Here is a 17,719-nt window from a genome sequence, read left to right on the forward strand (position 1 = left end):
CCAGACCACGATTATGAAAAAAGGAATTCATCCCGATTATAAAGAAATTACAGTAGTTTTAAGTGATGGTACTGAGATGAAAACAAGAAGTACCATGGACGTTTCTGATGGTATTTACAAGAGTGAGGTAGATTCTAAAAACCATCCGTTCTACAATAAGGATCAGAAAATTACTCAAAAAGCGGGTCGTATCGATCGTTTCAACAAGCGATACGCAAAGAAGTAAAGCCGCTTAATTGTACAAAATTTAAGGATGTAGTGAATTTCATTACATCCTTTTTTTATATAGATAGCTCATGGATGTTAAACAGTATGCTGTCGGCCCGTTTGCCGAAAATACCTACCTGCTCACGCAGAATCATCAATCAATCCTGATCGACCCCGGATTTTTTGATCCAAGAGAGTTCACTGTATTTGAGAGTGACCTTGAGGAGCTGGGGTCGGAACTGGTTGCCGTCTGTTTGACACATGCCCATGTCGATCATATTATGGGGCTGAATAAAGTGCTCAACGAGTTTGATGTGCCGGTATATCTTAACCACAGCGATCTATATTTGTGGAATCAGTATCCGGATCAGGCGCTCAGGTTTGGCATTCGTACTTCAGGATTTGATTTTACCCCGAAAGAGCTGCCTGAACAGGAGTCATTCTCAATCGGTGGGTTTTTGTTTGATGTTCTCTATACTCCGGGTCACTCCCCTGATCATGTCTCGCTCTATTTTCCGGAAGATCAACTGGTAATTGCCGGAGATGCTCTGTTTCGTGAAAGTATTGGCCGAACCGATCTGTATAAAGCAGATTTCGATCTGCTGGCAAAATCCATCCGGGAAAAACTTTATAAACTTCCCGAAGAGACGAAAGTGCTATCCGGGCATGGGCCGTCTACCACAATCGGCCACGAAATGAGCAATAATAATTTTGTGAAAGGGTAGAAGATAGTTACTCTTTACTTTTAGACTCTGCAATCTTCTGCTGAAGCCGAAAGATTTGCTCATCATAATACTCCTTCTTCGAAGAGTTGGACCGACGAAGTTTTTTAAACGTTTCAATAGCCCCTTTAAAGTTGCCCTGTTTTTCGTGAATAACGGCGAGTGTTTCCGTTACAATGTCATCCACCTGATTGCTGTTTTCACTTAAATCCGGCTGATCTTCATCCGAAAGATCCGGTTTGATACGTTTCTTCTCAGCAGAGGAGAGTTTGGCGATGAGTGAGTCGAGATCTTGAATGGGATGCCCCCTGTCTTTATGTTGGTTCCGTTTGAAGGGTTCACGCTTCTGCTCGGGTTCCCATGCATTGAAGTGACGAGGATGAGCCATCACATAGTGCAAGCGCTCCATGAGGAGACTGCCCGGTGCAAAAATTTTAGCTTTCAGTGCGGCCTGAACAGCTTCTTGCTTCTGGCCATTTCGGTGATAAAGCCATGAGAGAAAGAAGTAACCCACTGCACCAATATTGCGTTTATGGATATGGTTCTCCAACCGCTCAATTGCAGTGTTAGGATCAGATTCAAACTGATCGACATATCCCTGCAGGGATTTTGGTATTTGTTCTGCCGATAAATTCATGCCCAAAAGTATTGAAAGACGAGAAGATTTACCAATTACTTACAGCATCATTAAACATATTATTTGCAATCTGCTGTAGGGCAGCTTCCGCGGCCTCAATCTCTCCGTCAACGGGATTTTCGAGTGTGTTGTAAGTGGCACTTCCGCTAAAGTTTTTATTCCATAGCGGTTCGTCATCTTTTTGATATTGAAAGGTAGCCCGAACGGTGATTTGAACTTCATTGATGTTAGCCTGTTCATCCCCGCGTACACTAAAGGGGCGGTTGACATAATTTTGAATTGCCCCCTCAACATAAGCATCTGATGAGGCTTGATCACTGGATAGTGAGAGCCGGCTTTGATTTACAAACCGATTGATCAGTGCACGATTCAAACGATCACTTAAATCGCCCAGTCCGCTTTGAGATTGATCCGGAAAGAATGGAATGTGTATGGTTCGAACATCGGATGGAATGGAGGTGCCTGTAAAACTGTAACTGATGCAGCCGGCAAGGAACAGGGAGAAGAGGATCGAAACCCCGATGATAGACTTACTGAAGGTCATATTGATCCAATTTTCTGTAGAGTGTTCGTTCGCTGACGCCGAGCGCTTCAGAGGCTTTTCTTCGGTTTCCTTCGTAGCGTTTGAGAGCCTGTTCAATAAGAAACTTTTCAGCCTCCTCTATGGAGGGAATCTCTTTACCGGCAAAAAAGCTCTCTACATCATCGTCATCCTTTTCGTGGTGATGATCTGCGGGGGTGGAGATCCCGAGAGATTCTTTGGAAGACTGTGAATCACGATAGATATGACTTGAAATATCATTTGGGTCGATATCCCGAGGCATTGTGCTTGGCAGAGCTTTTAACTCCTTGTCTGAAAATGTGGAGTAGACAAACTTTGCAAGCATCTTTTTCAGGTCGGATATATCTCCCTGCATTTCAAGCAGAGCCCGGTAAATAATTCCCATGTCAGCTCCCGAATGTCCGTCAAAGCCCGAAGACTCCTCCTCTTCATAGTCATTTCTTGAAAGAACCGGCAGATTATCAGCAGAGCCCAGGTGCTGACGCCCTTTTAAATATTTCTGTAGTGTATCTTTGTCGATAAACTGAGATTTTTCCAGTACAACAAGCTGTTCCGCAACATTTCTCAACTCGCGGATGTTTCCCGGCCACCGATAAGAGACCAGCAGCTCCTTTGCTTCATCGGAAAAACCCTGGAAAACGGAGTCGTACTTAGAGGAGAATTCGGTAACGAATTTTCGGAAAATCGGGATGATATCATCCTGTCGATCGCGAAGTGGTGGCAGCTTAATTTTAACGGTATCGAGCCGGTAGTATAGATCTTCCCGGAATTTACCCTGCTGAACCAATTCCCATAAATCTTTGTTTGTAGCGGCGATTACACGGACATCCGCTGTGTACATTTTACTGGAACCGACCCGGAAAAATTCACCGCTTTCGAGAACTCGAAGGAGTTTAACCTGTATATTTTTGGGTGTGTCGCCAATTTCATCCAGAAAGATGGTGCCGCCATCCGCTTTTTCAAAATAACCTTTTCGAGCTTCATGAGCTCCGGTGAACGATCCTTTTTCGTGGCCAAACAGCTCGCTTTCGATAATCCCTTCGGGAATGGCCCCACAGTTCACAATCACCAGGTCATTGCGGGTTCGCTTACTCAATGAATGGATAGCCCTTGCGGTAACATCTTTACCTACACCGCTCTCACCCTGCAGAAGTACGGTAATATCCGTACCTGAAACCTGCATGATCTTATCAACCACCTGTTTGATGGCTGCAGATTCGCCAATGATTCCGTAACGCTCTTGTAGTGCTTCTCTGTCCATAATCAACATTCAATTAACAATGTAAAGGTAAGAAAATTCTGAATCTTGCCATAGAACGGATTTTAAATTCAATCCAAGAAACTGAAGAAAAGTAAAGAGCAGGTTTTATATCCATTTCCGATTCAATTATACTTAATTGACCGTGATGAAAACGATGTAACCAATCAGGCATTGAGTCGTCACACTTTTATTAATGGTAGATCGGTTGACAATATTGGTTAATAAATTGAATGAGTAAATCATCTCAAAATGAAGAGTATCAGCTCATAGAGAAAATTCTGAATGGAAATCAGGATTTGTATGAGGTATTGGTTGATAGATACTCATCCATGGTTTTTTATGTTGTGCGTCGATTTGAGAAAGATCCGGATGAGGTGGAGGAGCTGGCTCAGGAAATTTTCGTTAAAGCCTATGAAAAACTTCACCAGTTCAAAGAGAATTCGAAGTTTTCAACATGGCTTTACACGATTGCCATGAATCACGGCCGTGATTATGCTGAAATTAATGAGGGAATTGTATATACCCTGCTTCTTGATTTTGATGCACTTCGTTCAGTACATAAAACCGGGCAATCACCTGCAATCGACTATATTCTCAAACCTGTAATCCGTGCCTCAAATGAAGCACTGACCGGAAACATTGAAGGTGTGGTAAATCCCGTCGAAGCAAGAGCGGCCGTTTTTGCCATAGCCGGTGAGGATACACTTTCATCTACCTATGCTGATGAGGAGTCAGGATATTTTATGCTGGTTGGCCTTGAGGAAGGAAGTTACAATGTTTCCGTGAATCCAAGGGAAGAGGGGTATGAAGAGACAATCATAGAAGATGTTTCAGTAACTGTTGGTGAATCAACAGATTTAGAGACAGTTGAACTGAATGAATCAGGCAGTTAAGTGTAGATCGAAATATCAGAGTAAAAAAAGGCTTCGTGTGAAAACGAAGCCTTTTTTAATTTTGAAAATAGGCTCGTTTAAACGACTGCAGCTTCGCCAAAAAATTCACCAATTGAACTTTTTCGGATCGGTTTGGCTATCAAAGTAGCAGAGGTAAAGTCGGTTATTTCAACCTCTACATAATCGCCTCGCTGATAATTTTCTTTATCAAACACTACCATTTTATTCGTATCGGTTCGGCCTGAAAGCTGTTCATCAGACTTTTTACTAGTACCTTCCACAAGAATCAGGTGTCTTCGGCCAACTTCCAATTTGTTATTTTTTTCCTGTATAGCCCTCTGCTGGTCAATAATCTCAGACAATCTCCGCTTTTTCACATCTTCAGGAACATTGTCTTCATATTTACGAGCAGCAAGTGTTCTCTCCCGCTCAGAATATGCAAACATATAGGCAAGATCATACTCAACAATCTTCATCAGTGACATGGTTGCCTCATGCTCCTCTTCTGTTTCGTCACAGAAGCCTGCAATAATATCGGTTGAAAGAGAAACTCCCGGAATAATTTCCCGCATCCGGTCAATCAGCTTCAGGTATTGTTCGCGTGTGTATGGACGGCGCATTCTCTCCAGCATGGAATCACTTCCTGCCTGGGCCGGTATGTGGATATAGTTACACAAATTGGGGCGCTCGGCAATAAGGTGCAGAAGCGGCTCCGGAAAATCCTTGGGATGCGGAGAGGAAAAACGGAATCGAATTTCAGGGTTTGCGGCGCTAAGTTCATCCATCAAACGTGTAAAATCGATATCCTCATACTGGTAGGAGTTTACATTCTGACCAAGTACGGTAATTTCTTTGTACCCCTGATCATTTAACTGGCGAACCTCTTCCATGATACTGCTCAGCGGCCGGCTTCGTTCTCGTCCCCGGGTGAACGGAACCACGCAAAATGCACACATATTGTCGCAACCGCGCATGATGGATACAAATGCAGTAACCCCATTTCCACTTGTACGAACCGGTGTGATGTCTGCATAGGTCTCTTCAAGAGAGAGTAATACATTTACGGCTTTCCTTCCGTCATCAACCTGTTTTAGCAAATTTGGGATGTCGCGGTAGGCGTCAGGGCCTACTACAATATCAACCAACTGCTCTTTTTCGATGATATTCTCTTTGATTCGTTCGGCCATACATCCGAGTACGCCAACAGTAACTCCTTCCTTCTCTTTCTTCAGCGAGCGGAACTCCTTGAGGCGGTTCCATACCCGGGTTTCGGCATTTTCGCGGATCGAACAGGTATTCACAAATATCACGTCGGCCTCTTCTGCCGATTGAACGGGGCTCATTCCTTCATTCATCAGAATGGAGTTTACGACCTCGGAATCGGCCATGTTCATCTGGCATCCGTATGTTTCGATATAAAAACGTTTGTCACTCATAACAGCGAATTTGAAAAGAAAAGTAGAGTTAAATATTGCGGACAGGGTTGACCGCAAATGAGCTTGAAAAGATACAAATTTAAATATTGGATGTCATTACCCTTTCTTTTTCAAATACAAAAGTTAGGAGGAGCTACTCAACTTCTCCTGAAGGGGATATGAGTAGTTTGAAGATGTCTCGACCTGATTTTTGAGGTCCGCTGAAATTGCCGTTGTTTGAGAGAGTCCAGCCGGTAAATGCTATATTCCCATTTGACGCACCGACGACCGACTCACCGATTTCATCCTGATCTCCGCCATAGCTTCTCAGAAAATTTTCAGATCCATTCAGCGCTGTGCTCGCCATTATGATATCCCGGTTTCCAAGATTTAACCCCTGAAAATCTCCATCATCCGAACCGGATCGGCCCACGGCAAAAAGGTTTCCTGAATTGGATTCAGTAATGTCATTCAATTCATCCAAATTACTCCCGCCATAAATATTGAGCCACTCTACACTTCCAAATGTGTTTGTTTTGAGGATAAATGCATCAGTTTGCCCGTTTCCGGCTCCCTGGAAAAAGTTATCGTCAGATGTTGTGTAGCCCGCAATAGCAAAGCCGTTGTCTGATGTGGTTGTAATCGAACTAAACGTGTCTGCCCCTGAACCGCTATACGAGTAGAGCGCGCTGAATGCTCCATTAGGTTCAAGTTTCCAAAGAAATCCACCGCGTTCACCGGGATTCCGTCCGCTGAAGTCGCTATCAGAAGAGGTGAAGGAACCTGCCACGGTGATTTGGCTGTTAGAATCGATGACTAAATCAAAAGCTTCATCATTATCGGACCCACCGAGAATTTGAGTCCAAAGGGGCTGTCCGTTGAAATCGGTTCGCAAAACAAATGCATCTAATGAGCTATTGGACCGGGAAGAGAAATTACCGTTAATGGATCGGGTTGAGCCCGCTATCAGATAACCGCCACCGGGATTTTCTGTGACGGTATATCCGTAATCTTCATCATTGCCCCCATAGGTTAGAGCATTGATGAAACTGCCGTTTGCCGAAATTTTCAGAAGGAAAATATCATTTTCACCACGGTTCAAATTTTGAAATTGTCCGTCGTCGGACCGACTGTAACCGGTGATGACATAATTACCCTGTGAATCCTCAATGACGTCCATGGCCCACTCGCTGTTGGACCCGCCGTAGGTGTTTACCCACTGCTGGTTTCCATTGGAGCTAAGCTTGAGTGCAAATACATCTCGGTTTCCGCGTGCAAGACCTGAGAAGAGACCGTCAGATGATGTGGTTGTTCCGATAATCAGATAGCCGCCATCGCTTGTCTGGATAATAGTTTTTCCTAAATCATCATTAGAACCACCGTAGGAGAATTCAGCATCCGGATCGTCAGTATCAGATGGAGGCTGTGTGATGGATTCTGCATCGCAAGAGAGAAGCAGAAGGATGGGGAACGCCATCATCAAGAACATTCGAAGAGTTGAAATGGAATGCTTCATGGGGATGGTGTTTTGAATTTAAGATTAACTGAACAACACTTTGAACTACACTCCGGCCATTAAAAGTTCCACTTCAAACACAAGAACGGCACCTTCGGGAATAGATTGAGGCGGGTTTTCTCCATACCCGATATCAGCCGGAACAAAAAATTCATAAACCGCTCCCTCTTCCATAAGTTGAATTCCTTCAGAAAAACCGGGAATTACTCCTTGCAGGTTAAATTGAGCGCCGCCATCGGGGGACTCATCAAATACATGGCCATTTGTGAAAGTTCCGGTATAGTTGACTCGTACAGCGCTGTTCTCATTAGGGCTGGGGCCGCTTCCCTGTTCTATAACTCTGTATTGCAGGCCGCTTTCTGTTACCTGAATATCCTCGAGTTCTGCATTTTCGGCAAGAAATTCGTCAGGCTGTTGTAGAAACGAATTGAGGGTAATATCAAAAATAAGAACGGAACCCGGACGAATGGAGGTTCCCATTGGGGGTTCATCTCCATAACCGAGTTCAGGCGGCATCACAAGTTCATAAGTAGACCCAACCTCCATAAGCTGAACACCTTCGTAAATTCCGGTTAGAATATCGCTGGTAAGTGCAAAGTAGTCGGGTCTTGTAGTCCGGACAAATACATCATCGTTTATAAGACGTCCTTCATATTCAACAAATACAACGGCACCATCATAAGGGCGATCTCCATCGGCCGCTTCCAGCACCCGATATTGTAGTCCGCTTTGTGTAACGGTGACGCCCTCTTTTTGAGCATTTTCTTCAAGGAAGTCTGTTTCGTCAACAGGCTCTCCATAAGGATTGCCGGGATCGCTTAGACAACCGGTAAGGGTGGTTGCGAAAAAAACAAGGGGAGTAGTAACTTATGAGAGAACATAGAATTATTGAATAGTTAGTAGTATCGATATGTTGAGAAATCAAAGTTGAGCGATTTCCGGAAGTTTGTGAATGTAACGTTCAATCCGGACCACATCAGATGATATGGAATGTTCGATCATGCTGCCAAGCGCATCATTGTAAAAACTTACATCCGTAAAAGAATTCCAGAATGATCGCTGACGGTCGATAAGTGGAATGATACCCTGAATCAGGTTTGGCTCAAAAAATAGAATTTTCCGATGAAGTTCTTCCAGTATGTCATTGATCTCGTTTGCAATTGTAACGACAAAAGGAGAACGATGTTTCGCAGGATCTTCTAAAAGGTTGATCAGGCCAAAGAGATCCATTCTGAGCTTACTGCAAAGCTCGAGCAGCTCAGATCTGTGGATAATCTCGGGTGAATCACCGCGATTTCTGTAGTAACGATGATTTCGTATAAATTTCCGGCTTGATGTGAGGGCTGCAGATGCCGCAGCCGCTGCAAACTCCAGATACTCTTCAGGCTCTAATTTGGCCATTCTGAGGGGTTTTCTCTCCAGGCATTCAGCATCTTCAAATCACTCTCTTTGATGTAATTTTCCTCAAGGGCTACATCAATCAGTGTGGAGTAATCTGTGAGACAATAAACCGGAATATTCAACTTTTCGAAATGATCTACAGCAGCCTGAAAGCCGTATGTAAAGATACTTACCACACCGCGAACATCGGCGCCGATAAACTGCAGTGCTTCGATCACTGAAACAGCCGAGCCGCCCGTTGAAATCAGATCTTCAATGACGATGGTAGATTGACCTTTATCCACGCCTCCTTCAATCTGGTTGCCGAGCCCGTAAGCTTTGGCTTTTGCCCGGACGTAAGCCAGAGGTTTGTCAAGGTTTTCAGCAACCCATGCTGCGTGTGGAATACCCGCGGTTGCAGTTCCTGTAATAACTTCAACATCGGGAAACTCCCGGTTGATGACGTCGATCAGGGCTTTAGAAATTTTCTTTCTGATTTTTGGATACCGTAGAGTCAGCCTGTTATCACAGTAGATGGGGGAATTCCATCCGGATGACCAGGTGAAGGGATCGTTGGGACGCAGGATCACCGCGTCAATTTCAAGAAGATGTTTAGCCAGCTCTCTGGCAAACTCTTTGTCTATAATTCTGTTTACTGATAGCGTATTTTCTGTCATGTTATCGTCTAATCTTAACTCTTGTACATTTTTGTTATGCACACTGCAGCTTGCAAATAATCAATTTACAAAACGTGTATTAACTGTCTGTTATTGAAATAATTAATAGAAAAATTAAATAAGATGTGCTTTAAACACCATTTTGAGCAGTTCCAGGCAAATTAATGCATAGAGACCCGCTGCCAAATCATCCAACAATATACCAAATTTTCCCGGTAATTGCTCCAAACGCTTAATGCCTAACGGTTTTGTGATATCAAACAGCCGAAATAGAAGAAAACCGATCAATAAAATGAAGATATCAGAGGCCGGATGCAGTGTAAATCCGGTCATTAAAAATACCACTGACTGACCGGCGGCTTCATCTATGACAAACTCGCCGGGATCATCCCCAAACTTTTCAACACATGTATCAGTAGCCCAGAGTGAGGCGATGGAGGAGAGGATCAAAAAACCTGTAACTCCGTATGCCGGATGAACCCAATATGCGAGGGAGATAAATGGCAGTGCAGCGAGACTTCCCCATGTGCCGGGTGCTTTGGGAAGTAGGCCCGATCCAATAAAAGTTCCGACTGTAAGTTTAAGAAGTTGCATTTCGCTCGGAATTGAAGAGTATGGAACGGTTCACAAACAGATACTCTATGCCGGAATACGCAGTGACGAAAGCAACGACAATCATCCCCCAATAGAAGATATCCAGACTGAAAACGTTGAGAACAAAATTCCCGACGGCACCTTTAAAAAGCATCAAAAAGCCAAAAAGCAGCGCCACGTAGAGATAGGTCATCTGCAGAGCGGTTTTTGCTTTGGCAGTTTTTCGTGTTTGAAGGGTGATGTTTCTGCGCTTTGTGTAGATCCTCAACCCGGTAATTCCAAGATCCCTGAAAACGATGATTCCGATTGCCCACCAGGGAAACTGAGTGGGATCCAGGAACGGAAGACAGACAAACCCCGCAAATGTCAGAAATTTATCTGCCAGCGGATCCATAAAAATTCCGTATTCGCTCTCTACATCATACCGGCGGGCATAATATCCATCGAGTGCATCCGTAATGGCAGCTATGGCAAACACAACCAGACTGATGCCTCTGAGCAGTAGATCTTCCTGAATAAATAGAAACAAAAAAATGGGCGCCATGCCCATTCTCAATGTGCTGAGTATGTTGGGTAATTTTTCCACACCAAAAGGTAAAGCTCTATTTGAACAAATGATATATTATTTCCCGACAGACGGGGCAAAGAGAATACAAAATTTCATTGATCTCTTGCAAAATCCTATTTTCCAACCCTATGAGAAAGGCGCACATAATATCTATCGGTAATGAGCTGCTGATTGGCGACACAGTAAACACCAATGCATCCTGGCTGGGCGGACTCCTGACCGAGCAGGGCTTTGAGGTGGAGCTGATCTCTACAATTCCTGATGATTATCAAATCATCTATGAAAAAGTTAAGGCCTCACTATCAGGTGCTTCGGTCACAATTGTGACCGGTGGGCTGGGGCCAACCCACGACGACATCACCAAGAAGGTAATAGCTGACCTGTTTGATGTGGATTTGATCGAGAACAGTGAGGTACTGGATTATATAAAATCGATCTTTCAAAGACGAGGCTTTCAATTCAGCCCCTCAAATGCCGCTCAGGCTCAGGTGCCATCAAATTGTGACGTGTTGTTCAACAATAAGGGAACAGCTCCCGGTATGTGGTTTAACGAAGGTGGCCGGGTGTTGATCGTTTTACCCGGTGTGCCGGCAGAGATGAAATTTTTGATGGAGCAACGCGCAATCCCAAAAATTCATCGGCAGTTTCCTGATCGGGAAGTCTGGGCCACCCGCTACTTTAAAACTGCAGGTGTACCGGAGAGCACACTGAGTGAGCAAATTGGTGACCTTGATGAATTTGTTAATAATGGAGTTGGTATTGCATATTTACCAAATGTGGGCGGAGTAACCATCCGAATCAGTTCAAATGGAGTGACTTCAAAAGAGGCTGAGGCTAAGCTGCTAAAGGTGAAAAATTATCTCTATGAAAAGGCCGGTGATGTTATTTTTGGTGAAGGGAAATATTTGTCGATCGAAGAGGTTACCGGTACCATTTTGAAGGAGAATGGGAAGACCATTGCGACTGCAGAAAGTTGTACCGGAGGGCTGCTTTCCAGCCGAATTACCGATATTCCGGGAAGCAGTAATTATATGATTGGCGGTGTTGTATCCTATTCAAATAGAATTAAAGTGGAAGAACTGGGTGTTAGTGAGGCAGATCTGGCCGAACATGGAGCCGTGAGTGAACCTGTTGCGCTTCAAATGGCAAAAGGTGTGGCTGAGAAGATGGGAGCAGATATCGGAGTTTCTGCTACGGGGATTGCCGGCCCGGATGGCGGAACCCCTGAAAAGCCGGTCGGAACCGTTTGGCTGGGTTTTTGGATTGAAGGGGATCACTTTGCACTGAAGGCTGTGCTCAGTAACGATCGGATGCAGAATAAAGAGCGGACGGTGATGATTATACTTGAAACGGTTCGTCGCAGGTTGCTTGGCCTTAACGACTATCCTTATCACCTAAAACCCCACCGGTCTTGATCTATCTTCTGACCATATGGACGGCTCTCACCTTTTCGGTTCAGGATACGATTCCGCCTGTTCAGCAAGACTCACTGCGTGAGGCTGCAATAAATGATACGATTCCGGCAGCCGAAGCAGATACCACATCATTCGAGGAGCCGGAACCGGAAGTTGAAACTCCGGATACCGTTTATGTGTGGACATATCAGCAGAGCCCGGGCCTGGATATTGCAGAAACCGACAGTACGCTTCGTTGGGTGAATCAGGTAAATTTTTTCGATCGTTTTTATGGCGAAAGGGGAGCCATTACCTACCGTTTGGGTACATCCGGTCGTTTGGATGGTGTTGAGTTGCACTCCTACGAAACGCGACACATGAATGTGGAGATGGAAGGGGTGAGTCTGAATGATCCATTGACCGGTGCCGTGAACTGGAATCGCATACCCATCAGAAAGATTAAGTATTATGAAGAAGCCGACTACGGTGCAACGTACCGCAGCAGAATCCGGCTTCAGGATCACTACCTAACCCAGCCTCGCACCTATCTCAATTTTGATGAAAGTAAGTATGATTACCGGAATCTCGATTTTGTATTCACTCAGAACTTCAGGGCAGATACAAACCTTGAATTCTCCTTCTGGGATCGTCGTGACGGAGGCGGCTACAATCGATCGGGAGTTGAGGGCAGGCAGGCATCGGCCAAGGTGTACCATCAGCTGAATGATCAGTGGATGGCTAAACTGCTCTATTTGAATAATGCACTCGATCGGCAGGAGTCTTTCGGGTATAATGTAGATAACCCTCTGCTCTTTCCATTCAATATTTTTACAGCCACTCCGCGCGAAAACAGTGCATCTTCCAATCAAACCTCAAGTGACATTTTCCTGAAGGCCCAATATCGGCCCAATGTGGATCGCGATGTCCGAACTGAATTGGGGCTGCACTATCAAACCGACAACTGGTCGCTTGAATATTCAGCCGATTCCCTTGCAACATCATTCAGCAGGGCAGAGTTATTTGCAAAACAGAACTTCAGAATGGGTCGTACAGCACTCACGGTTCAAGGAAGCGGGACCTGGCTTCGTGAATCGGAGGAGGAAAACCTGACCGAGAACAGTTGGTTTGGAGGGGCAGGGGTTGCCGAGATCGAAAGCAGAATCATACCGTGGGTCAAGTTACAGGGGTATGCTTTAGCTGAAGGCTGGAGTGACGGACGTTTTAGCAGTGAAATCTCCGGGAAGGTGACTCTGTTTCCGGACAACCGGATTACATTAGCAGGATTTGGCGGAGTGTTGGATCGAGCTCCTGATATTCAGTCGGTCTATTGGCAGTCGAACCTCTATTCCGGGAACCCGGATCTGCTAAACGAACAGGAGATGACCGCTGGAGCTTCACTGGAGGTAAAACTTACCGATTGGCTGCTGACCGGTGTGCGAGGAGATATCCGGTTTAATGAGAATTCAATTTTTCTGGGTAATTCCGATCAGTTTGTGAATATCGACTCCTACACTCACTTGAGCGCGACAGGCTGGATCGGCTTAGATAGCAGAATATTTGAGGGGGAGATATCGGCCCTCTATAAAAGTTCTGAGTCAGACTCTCAGAATGAAATCAACCTTGCGATGGCGGAGTCGGGCGAACGTGTTTGGTTAAAGGGAAAACTCTACTGGAAAAACTACCTATTCGACAGGGCAACATACGTAAAAGCCGGGGTGTCAGGTGTTTTTTCACCGAACCCGTTTCGAACGGCAGAGTATATAGCACCCTTGAATCGCTGGCAGCATGGAACAAATTCAACGGTTAATCCATCATATCACAGAATGGACGTTGATGTGTCGGCTCGCATCCGCTGGTTTATGCTTTTGCTAAAGTGGGAAAATGTACTTGACGGTGTGAATCAGCTGGGCTACTTTGAGTCGGTGGGCTACCCCATGCCAGAACGGCGTTTTCGTCTCGGTTTAAGAATACTATTTACAAATTAGATGGCTGCACAATGAGCTTAAGTTATGTATTAAAAGAAGGAGTTGCAGGGCTTGGGCGCGCCAGGCTTGCTGCGTTTACATCTATTTTTTCGCTTTTTGTGGCTGTTCTTCTGGTTGGTGTACTCTCACGTGTGGGGTTCAATACGTATGAAGTTATTCAGCTTATCAAACAGCAGGTTGAGGTTGAAGTATTTCTGCAAAATATTGATGAGCAAACCACACAGGAGATCCGGGACAGAATTGCATCGGAAGAGTTTGTTGAAGAGCTTACTTACATATCCCGAGACAGTGCAGCGAAAATTTTTCAGCAAGATTTTGGGATCGGCAGCGATGCTCTCGCCGACCTGCAGTTTCTGCCGGCTTCCTTTAAAGTGACCATTTCAGATGGGGTGGAAATCGCCCAGATCGACTCATTGGTTCAGCAGGTTTCAACTTATCGCGGAGTGGATGATGTTCGATATAACCAGGCGCTGTTGCAAACACTGGAGTCAAGATCTGAGACACTCTTCCTGATTGGCGGAGCGATTGGCCTCTTTATTCTCTTTGTGGCCATTGTACTGGTGTTCAACACCATACGATTAACGATCTATGCAAAACGGGATTTGATACGCGCAATGAAACTGGTTGGAGCTACAAACAGCTTTATCCGGCGCCCCTTCTTGGTGGAGGGGATGTTCCAAGGCGTGATTGCAGGAACTCTTGCAGCCGGATTGATCATCATCTTATTTGAGTGGATTGTGCCAAACCTGGTTCCACAGATTGGGGTGCTGAGCTGGCCTTTCGGCAGGTGGTACTTTTTAACAGGCGGTGTTCTGCTGCTTGCAATCATTCTCGGATGGTGGGGGAGCCGTTGGGCAGCCCGGAAGTTTATCAAAGAGACGAAGGTCTACACCAACGATTAAGCTTCTTCTTTTTTCAATGACTTGATTTTATCTCCCTCTTTTTTTCGCAACTGGCACGCTTCCACATCACGGCACCGGCCAAAGAGATGAAGTGAATGCCCTTCCACATCAAAGTCATGGATTTGCTCCATCAGCTTCTGAATTTCAAGAATTCGCGGATCACAAAATTCAATCACAACCCCACACTCTTTACAGATCATATGGTCGTGCTGTTGGTAAGCGTATGATCGCTCGTAATAGTATTGGTTTTTGCCAAACTGTTGCCGCTGCACCAGGCCGCACTCAATCAGTAGGTCCAGCGTGTTATAGACGGTTGCACGAGATACACGCGTTCCGGCATTTTTCATGTTAAAGAAGATATCATCAGCGTCGAAGTGTCCTTCTGCCCGATAGATCTCTTCAAGTACCATGAACCGTTCAGGGGTTTGGCGCTGATTTCTCTCTTTCAGATAAGTTCTGAAAATCTCTTTTACCAGTGTGATTGTTTCTTCTTGGGCCGGATGTGCCATAGCGGAGCAGGTTTTAAAACGTCAGTGAATGATTTGAACAGTTTTGCATTTAATATGTATTATCAGAACCACAAAATACAGAAGAAATTGCTACTAAAATTTAAAACCCCAAAAGAATTGGGTAATATGTTATTTTAGTGCCAATCCACAGTTAACAAAATTCAAAGATATGCCAACGCTTGTTGCTTTTGAGACTCTGACTGATTTGTACCAAAATCTGACCAAAAAATATGAAAATTCTACGAAAACTGCTTTCGCTTATAAACCTGCCCTCGATGCAGAGTATAAAACAATCACGTGGGATGAGGTACAAAATGACGTGAATGCGCTGGCAAGCTATCTGATTGATTTTGGTATAGAAAAAGGTGACCGCGTTGCCATTCTGAGTGAGAATCGTTACGAATGGGCTGTTATTGACCTTGCCATTCAGATGGTTGGAGCCATTAATGTATCTCTTTATACCACACTTCCGCCCAAGCAGTGTGAGTTTATCCTTAAAGATTCTGAGGCGAAACTCTTTTTCGTCTCCACCGGTATTCAGCTCAAAAAAGCGGTAGAAGTTTTTGATAACTGCCCCAACCTGAAACATGTTGTAGCTTTCGACAATCCGAAAGTTAAAAAGTACATGGAGCATGGTTTTGTAACTCTTTTTGATCAGGTTTGTAAGAAAGGAAAAGAAGTTGAAGGAACCCATCTTGAAACGGTAAAGAAACGTGCGCTAGAAACAGAACCGGAAGATGTAGCCACACTCATCTACACATCCGGAACAACCGGAAACCCGAAAGGGGCAATGCTTACGCACAGAAATATCGTGAGTAACGTAAAATCAGCTCACGATGCGATTAATATTAGTGAGACAGATCGCTGCTTGTCGTTTCTGCCTCTCTGCCATTCGTTTGAACGAACCGGCGGCTACTATGCTATGATGGCCGGCGGTGCAGAAATCTACTATGCGGAAAGTGTGGATACAGTGGCAAAAAACATGCTTGAGGTACATCCTACCATTGTAATTAGTGTGCCGCGGCTGTTTGAGAAGATCTACAACCTGGTAATGAATAATGTAAAGGATGGATCAGCTATCCAGCAATCTATTTTTGAGTGGGCTCTGGATATTGGAAAACGCTACTGGCAGGGTGAGCGCGGACTGGTCAGCGTTCAAAAGAAAATTGCGGATAAGTTGGTTTTTGACAAGCTAAAACAGCGAACCGGAGGGAAGATTCGTTTTTTTGTATCGGGCGGCGCTGCACTTCCTTCAGATATTGGAACCTTTTTTATGTCAGCCGGCCTCAACATCCTTGAAGGGTACGGGTTAACGGAAACCTCACCGGTGATGTGCTGTAACCGCTACGGAGAGGAGGTGATGGGAACAGTTGGAAAGGTAATAAACGGAGTAACCGTTGGGATTCAGCGATTAGAGGACAGTAAAATTATCGCGCAGTTAAGCGGCGAGGATTATCCGTCCGACCTGACATCCGAAGAGGGTGAAATCCTGAATCGCGGACCCAATACCATGAAAGGGTATTGGAAAAATGATGAAGCCACCAAAGAGATGATTGATGAGGATGGCTGGCTTCACACCGGTGATGTTGGGAAATTTGAGAATGGCCGCCTTAAAATAACCGATCGTATCAAGCACATGATCGTCAATGCCGGCGGCAAAAATATCTATCCCGGCCCGATTGAAGACATGTTCAAAACCAGCCCGTGGATAGATCAGCTTGTGGTAGTGGGAGAGAAACGGAGCTACATGGCCGCTTTGATTGTTCCCGATTTTGAAGCACTCGAGAAGTACGCAAAGGAAAATAATATCAGCTACTCAAACATTGAAGAATTGATAGAAAATGAGGCGGTTCAGAACCTCTACAACAAAGAGATCCGATCGTTCTCCAAAGAGCTGGCATCACACGAAAAACTGCGTGATTTCCGTCTGATACCAAATGAATTTACTGTAGAAACCGGCGAACTGACTCCCACGCTGAAGGTGAAGCGCAGAATTATCGAAGAGAAATACGGTCACCTGATAGAGGACATCTTTGAAGGGGATCATGCATAGTATCCCCTGAAAAACCTGATGTGAAATGCAGGTGACCGACTATGAAGTACTAAGCTATTCCTTTCCGGTTTTTCGGGCATCCATAAACGATTTGATGCCAAAGATCAGAAAGAAAATACAGAGAACGGCCATCACAGCCTGACTGGACGCAGCCGTGAAACGAGCCGGCATCTCTCCTCCAAAAAGTGCGGTCATAATCTGCCTTAACCCCGTAAATGATCCGCCCAGGCCAAGCAGCGCCAACAGCATGGCGGCATGCATTGCGTGTTTCTGGAGATCATCGGACTTTCTGGCTAACAGGCCGAGCCCGACGAATACAATGCCAAATGCAGATGGGATAAGAGCGGTGAGGCTCACCATATCTGATGCGATATATGAGAAGAAACCGAGAATGATAAGCAGAACACCAATATTGATAGAAAGTTTAGCCACTGTCGTAAAATT

General features: G+C 45.0%; 19 protein-coding genes and 1 pseudogene. 7 read left to right on the forward strand and 13 right to left on the reverse strand.

The annotated features are described in order from the left end of the window. Positions 1-13 precede the first annotated feature (13 nt). Together rpmE and BG260_RS01325 are read left to right on the forward strand one after the other, a co-directional pair. On the forward strand, positions 14-226 hold the full coding sequence (rpmE, locus tag BG260_RS01320; RefSeq protein WP_069130147.1) for a 50S ribosomal protein L31: 213 nt from the start codon (positions 14-16) through the stop codon (positions 224-226). A gap of 70 nt (positions 227-296) precedes the next feature. Next, positions 297-932 (forward strand): MBL fold metallo-hydrolase, encoded by a 636-nt coding sequence (locus BG260_RS01325; protein ID WP_069130148.1) that lies wholly within the window; start codon positions 297-299, stop codon positions 930-932. A 7-nt stretch (positions 933-939) separates the two neighbouring features. Here BG260_RS01325 and BG260_RS01330 read toward each other — a convergent pair whose 3' ends face one another. From BG260_RS01330 to BG260_RS01340, 3 genes are read right to left on the reverse strand one after another with little or no spacing between them, the layout of a single operon-like run. Next, positions 940-1,566 carry a hypothetical protein gene (locus tag BG260_RS01330; RefSeq protein WP_069130149.1) on the reverse strand — a complete coding sequence of 209 codons (627 nt, stop codon included), beginning with the start codon at positions 1,564-1,566 and terminating at the stop codon, positions 940-942. Between the two features lie 28 nt (positions 1,567-1,594). Continuing rightward, positions 1,595-2,110 (reverse strand): LptE family protein, encoded by a 516-nt coding sequence (locus BG260_RS01335; RefSeq protein WP_069130150.1) that lies wholly within the window; start codon positions 2,108-2,110, stop codon positions 1,595-1,597. Then, on the reverse strand, positions 2,097-3,389 hold the full coding sequence (locus BG260_RS01340; protein ID WP_069130198.1) for a sigma-54 interaction domain-containing protein: 1,293 nt from the start codon (positions 3,387-3,389) through the stop codon (positions 2,097-2,099). The genes BG260_RS01335 and BG260_RS01340 overlap by 14 nt, the downstream gene beginning before the upstream one ends. 230 nt (positions 3,390-3,619) lie before the next feature. On the opposite strand from BG260_RS01340, the gene BG260_RS01345 reads away from it, so the two are divergent. Beyond that, complete coding sequence (locus tag BG260_RS01345) at positions 3,620-4,282, forward strand: sigma-70 family RNA polymerase sigma factor (protein ID WP_069130151.1); 663 nt, start codon at positions 3,620-3,622, stop codon at positions 4,280-4,282. Positions 4,283-4,359: 77 nt separating this feature from the next. On the opposite strand, the gene miaB is transcribed toward BG260_RS01345, so the two are convergent. The 8 genes and pseudogenes from miaB to BG260_RS01380 all read right to left on the reverse strand — a co-directional run bounded on the left by miaB (position 4,360) and on the right by BG260_RS01380 (position 10,450). Next, positions 4,360-5,718, reverse strand: a complete 1,359-nt coding sequence (gene miaB, locus BG260_RS01350) for a tRNA (N6-isopentenyl adenosine(37)-C2)-methylthiotransferase MiaB (RefSeq protein ID WP_083750024.1) — start codon at positions 5,716-5,718, stop codon at positions 4,360-4,362. A gap of 133 nt (positions 5,719-5,851) precedes the next feature. Next, a complete protein-coding gene (locus BG260_RS01355; protein WP_069130152.1) occupies positions 5,852-7,213 on the reverse strand; it encodes an autotransporter outer membrane beta-barrel domain-containing protein in 1,362 nt (453 codons plus the stop codon). A gap of 45 nt (positions 7,214-7,258) precedes the next feature. Beyond that, entirely contained in the window at positions 7,259-7,924 is a 666-nt protein-coding gene (locus tag BG260_RS01360) for an FKBP-type peptidyl-prolyl cis-trans isomerase (RefSeq protein ID WP_069130153.1), read from the reverse strand. A 6-nt stretch (positions 7,925-7,930) separates the two neighbouring features. After that, positions 7,931-7,987: pseudogene (locus BG260_RS14565) on the reverse strand (FKBP-type peptidyl-prolyl cis-trans isomerase N-terminal domain-containing protein); the annotation flags it as partial. Positions 7,988-8,134: 147 nt separating this feature from the next. Continuing rightward, complete coding sequence (locus BG260_RS01365; protein ID WP_069130154.1) at positions 8,135-8,614, reverse strand: hypothetical protein; 480 nt, start codon at positions 8,612-8,614, stop codon at positions 8,135-8,137. Continuing rightward, positions 8,602-9,270 (reverse strand): orotate phosphoribosyltransferase, encoded by a 669-nt coding sequence (gene pyrE, locus BG260_RS01370; protein ID WP_069130155.1) that lies wholly within the window; start codon positions 9,268-9,270, stop codon positions 8,602-8,604. Before pyrE ends, BG260_RS01365 begins: the two co-directional genes overlap by 13 nt. A gap of 114 nt (positions 9,271-9,384) precedes the next feature. Continuing rightward, complete coding sequence (locus tag BG260_RS01375; RefSeq protein ID WP_069130156.1) at positions 9,385-9,864, reverse strand: phosphatidylglycerophosphatase A family protein; 480 nt, start codon at positions 9,862-9,864, stop codon at positions 9,385-9,387. After that, positions 9,851-10,450 (reverse strand): CDP-alcohol phosphatidyltransferase family protein, encoded by a 600-nt coding sequence (locus BG260_RS01380; RefSeq protein ID WP_281179567.1) that lies wholly within the window; start codon positions 10,448-10,450, stop codon positions 9,851-9,853. The genes BG260_RS01375 and BG260_RS01380 overlap by 14 nt, the downstream gene beginning before the upstream one ends. Positions 10,451-10,560: 110 nt before the next feature. On the opposite strand from BG260_RS01380, the gene BG260_RS01390 reads away from it, so the two are divergent. From BG260_RS01390 to BG260_RS01400, 3 genes are read left to right on the forward strand one after another with little or no spacing between them, the layout of a single operon-like run. Beyond that, the gene (locus BG260_RS01390) at positions 10,561-11,847 is read left to right on the forward strand and encodes a competence/damage-inducible protein A (RefSeq protein WP_069130158.1); all 1,287 of its coding nucleotides are present in this window, start codon (positions 10,561-10,563) and stop codon (positions 11,845-11,847) included. Further along, positions 11,844-13,811: a putative porin gene (locus BG260_RS01395; protein WP_069130159.1), complete on the forward strand. Its 1,968-nt coding sequence runs from the start codon at positions 11,844-11,846 to the stop codon at positions 13,809-13,811. Before BG260_RS01390 ends, BG260_RS01395 begins: the two co-directional genes overlap by 4 nt. An 11-nt stretch (positions 13,812-13,822) precedes the next feature. After that, a complete protein-coding gene (locus BG260_RS01400; protein WP_069130160.1) occupies positions 13,823-14,713 on the forward strand; it encodes a cell division protein FtsX in 891 nt (296 codons plus the stop codon). Here BG260_RS01400 and BG260_RS01405 read toward each other — a convergent pair. Then, a complete protein-coding gene (locus tag BG260_RS01405) occupies positions 14,710-15,222 on the reverse strand; it encodes a Fur family transcriptional regulator (protein ID WP_069130161.1) in 513 nt (170 codons plus the stop codon). The genes BG260_RS01400 and BG260_RS01405 overlap by 4 nt on opposite strands. A gap of 169 nt (positions 15,223-15,391) precedes the next feature. Here BG260_RS01405 and BG260_RS01410 point away from each other — a divergent pair, with 169 nt between their 5' ends. Beyond that, complete coding sequence (locus tag BG260_RS01410) at positions 15,392-17,275, forward strand: AMP-dependent synthetase/ligase (RefSeq protein WP_069130162.1); 1,884 nt, start codon at positions 15,392-15,394, stop codon at positions 17,273-17,275. Between the two features lie 54 nt (positions 17,276-17,329). On the opposite strand, the gene BG260_RS01415 is transcribed toward BG260_RS01410, so the two are convergent. Continuing rightward, a complete protein-coding gene (locus tag BG260_RS01415; protein ID WP_083750026.1) occupies positions 17,330-17,707 on the reverse strand; it encodes a hypothetical protein in 378 nt (125 codons plus the stop codon). Between the last annotated feature and the right edge of the window lie 12 nt (positions 17,708-17,719).

The organism is Rhodohalobacter halophilus (genome assembly GCF_001715195.1).
GTDB lineage: Bacteria > Bacteroidota > Rhodothermia > Balneolales > Balneolaceae > Rhodohalobacter > Rhodohalobacter halophilus.

Coding starts and splice junctions, on each gene's coding strand:
- BG260_RS01375 (WP_069130156.1), bottom strand. CDS start 9,864: ATGCAACTTCTTAAACTTACAGTCGGAACTTTTATTGGATCGGGCCTA.
- BG260_RS01325 (WP_069130148.1), top strand. CDS start 297: ATGGATGTTAAACAGTATGCTGTCGGCCCGTTTGCCGAAAATACCTAC.
- BG260_RS01365 (WP_069130154.1), bottom strand. CDS start 8,614: ATGGCCAAATTAGAGCCTGAAGAGTATCTGGAGTTTGCAGCGGCTGCG.
- BG260_RS01410 (WP_069130162.1), top strand. CDS start 15,392: ATGCCAACGCTTGTTGCTTTTGAGACTCTGACTGATTTGTACCAAAAT.
- BG260_RS01355 (WP_069130152.1), bottom strand. CDS start 7,213: ATGAAGCATTCCATTTCAACTCTTCGAATGTTCTTGATGATGGCGTTC.
- BG260_RS01340 (WP_069130198.1), bottom strand. CDS start 3,389: ATGGACAGAGAAGCACTACAAGAGCGTTACGGAATCATTGGCGAATCT.
- BG260_RS01390 (WP_069130158.1), top strand. CDS start 10,561: ATGAGAAAGGCGCACATAATATCTATCGGTAATGAGCTGCTGATTGGC.
- rpmE (WP_069130147.1), top strand. CDS start 14: ATGAAAAAAGGAATTCATCCCGATTATAAAGAAATTACAGTAGTTTTA.
- pyrE (WP_069130155.1), bottom strand. CDS start 9,270: ATGACAGAAAATACGCTATCAGTAAACAGAATTATAGACAAAGAGTTT.
- BG260_RS01400 (WP_069130160.1), top strand. CDS start 13,823: ATGAGCTTAAGTTATGTATTAAAAGAAGGAGTTGCAGGGCTTGGGCGC.
- miaB (WP_083750024.1), bottom strand. CDS start 5,718: ATGAGTGACAAACGTTTTTATATCGAAACATACGGATGCCAGATGAAC.
- BG260_RS01330 (WP_069130149.1), bottom strand. CDS start 1,566: ATGAATTTATCGGCAGAACAAATACCAAAATCCCTGCAGGGATATGTC.
- BG260_RS01345 (WP_069130151.1), top strand. CDS start 3,620: ATGAGTAAATCATCTCAAAATGAAGAGTATCAGCTCATAGAGAAAATT.
- BG260_RS01405 (WP_069130161.1), bottom strand. CDS start 15,222: ATGGCACATCCGGCCCAAGAAGAAACAATCACACTGGTAAAAGAGATT.
- BG260_RS01335 (WP_069130150.1), bottom strand. CDS start 2,110: ATGACCTTCAGTAAGTCTATCATCGGGGTTTCGATCCTCTTCTCCCTG.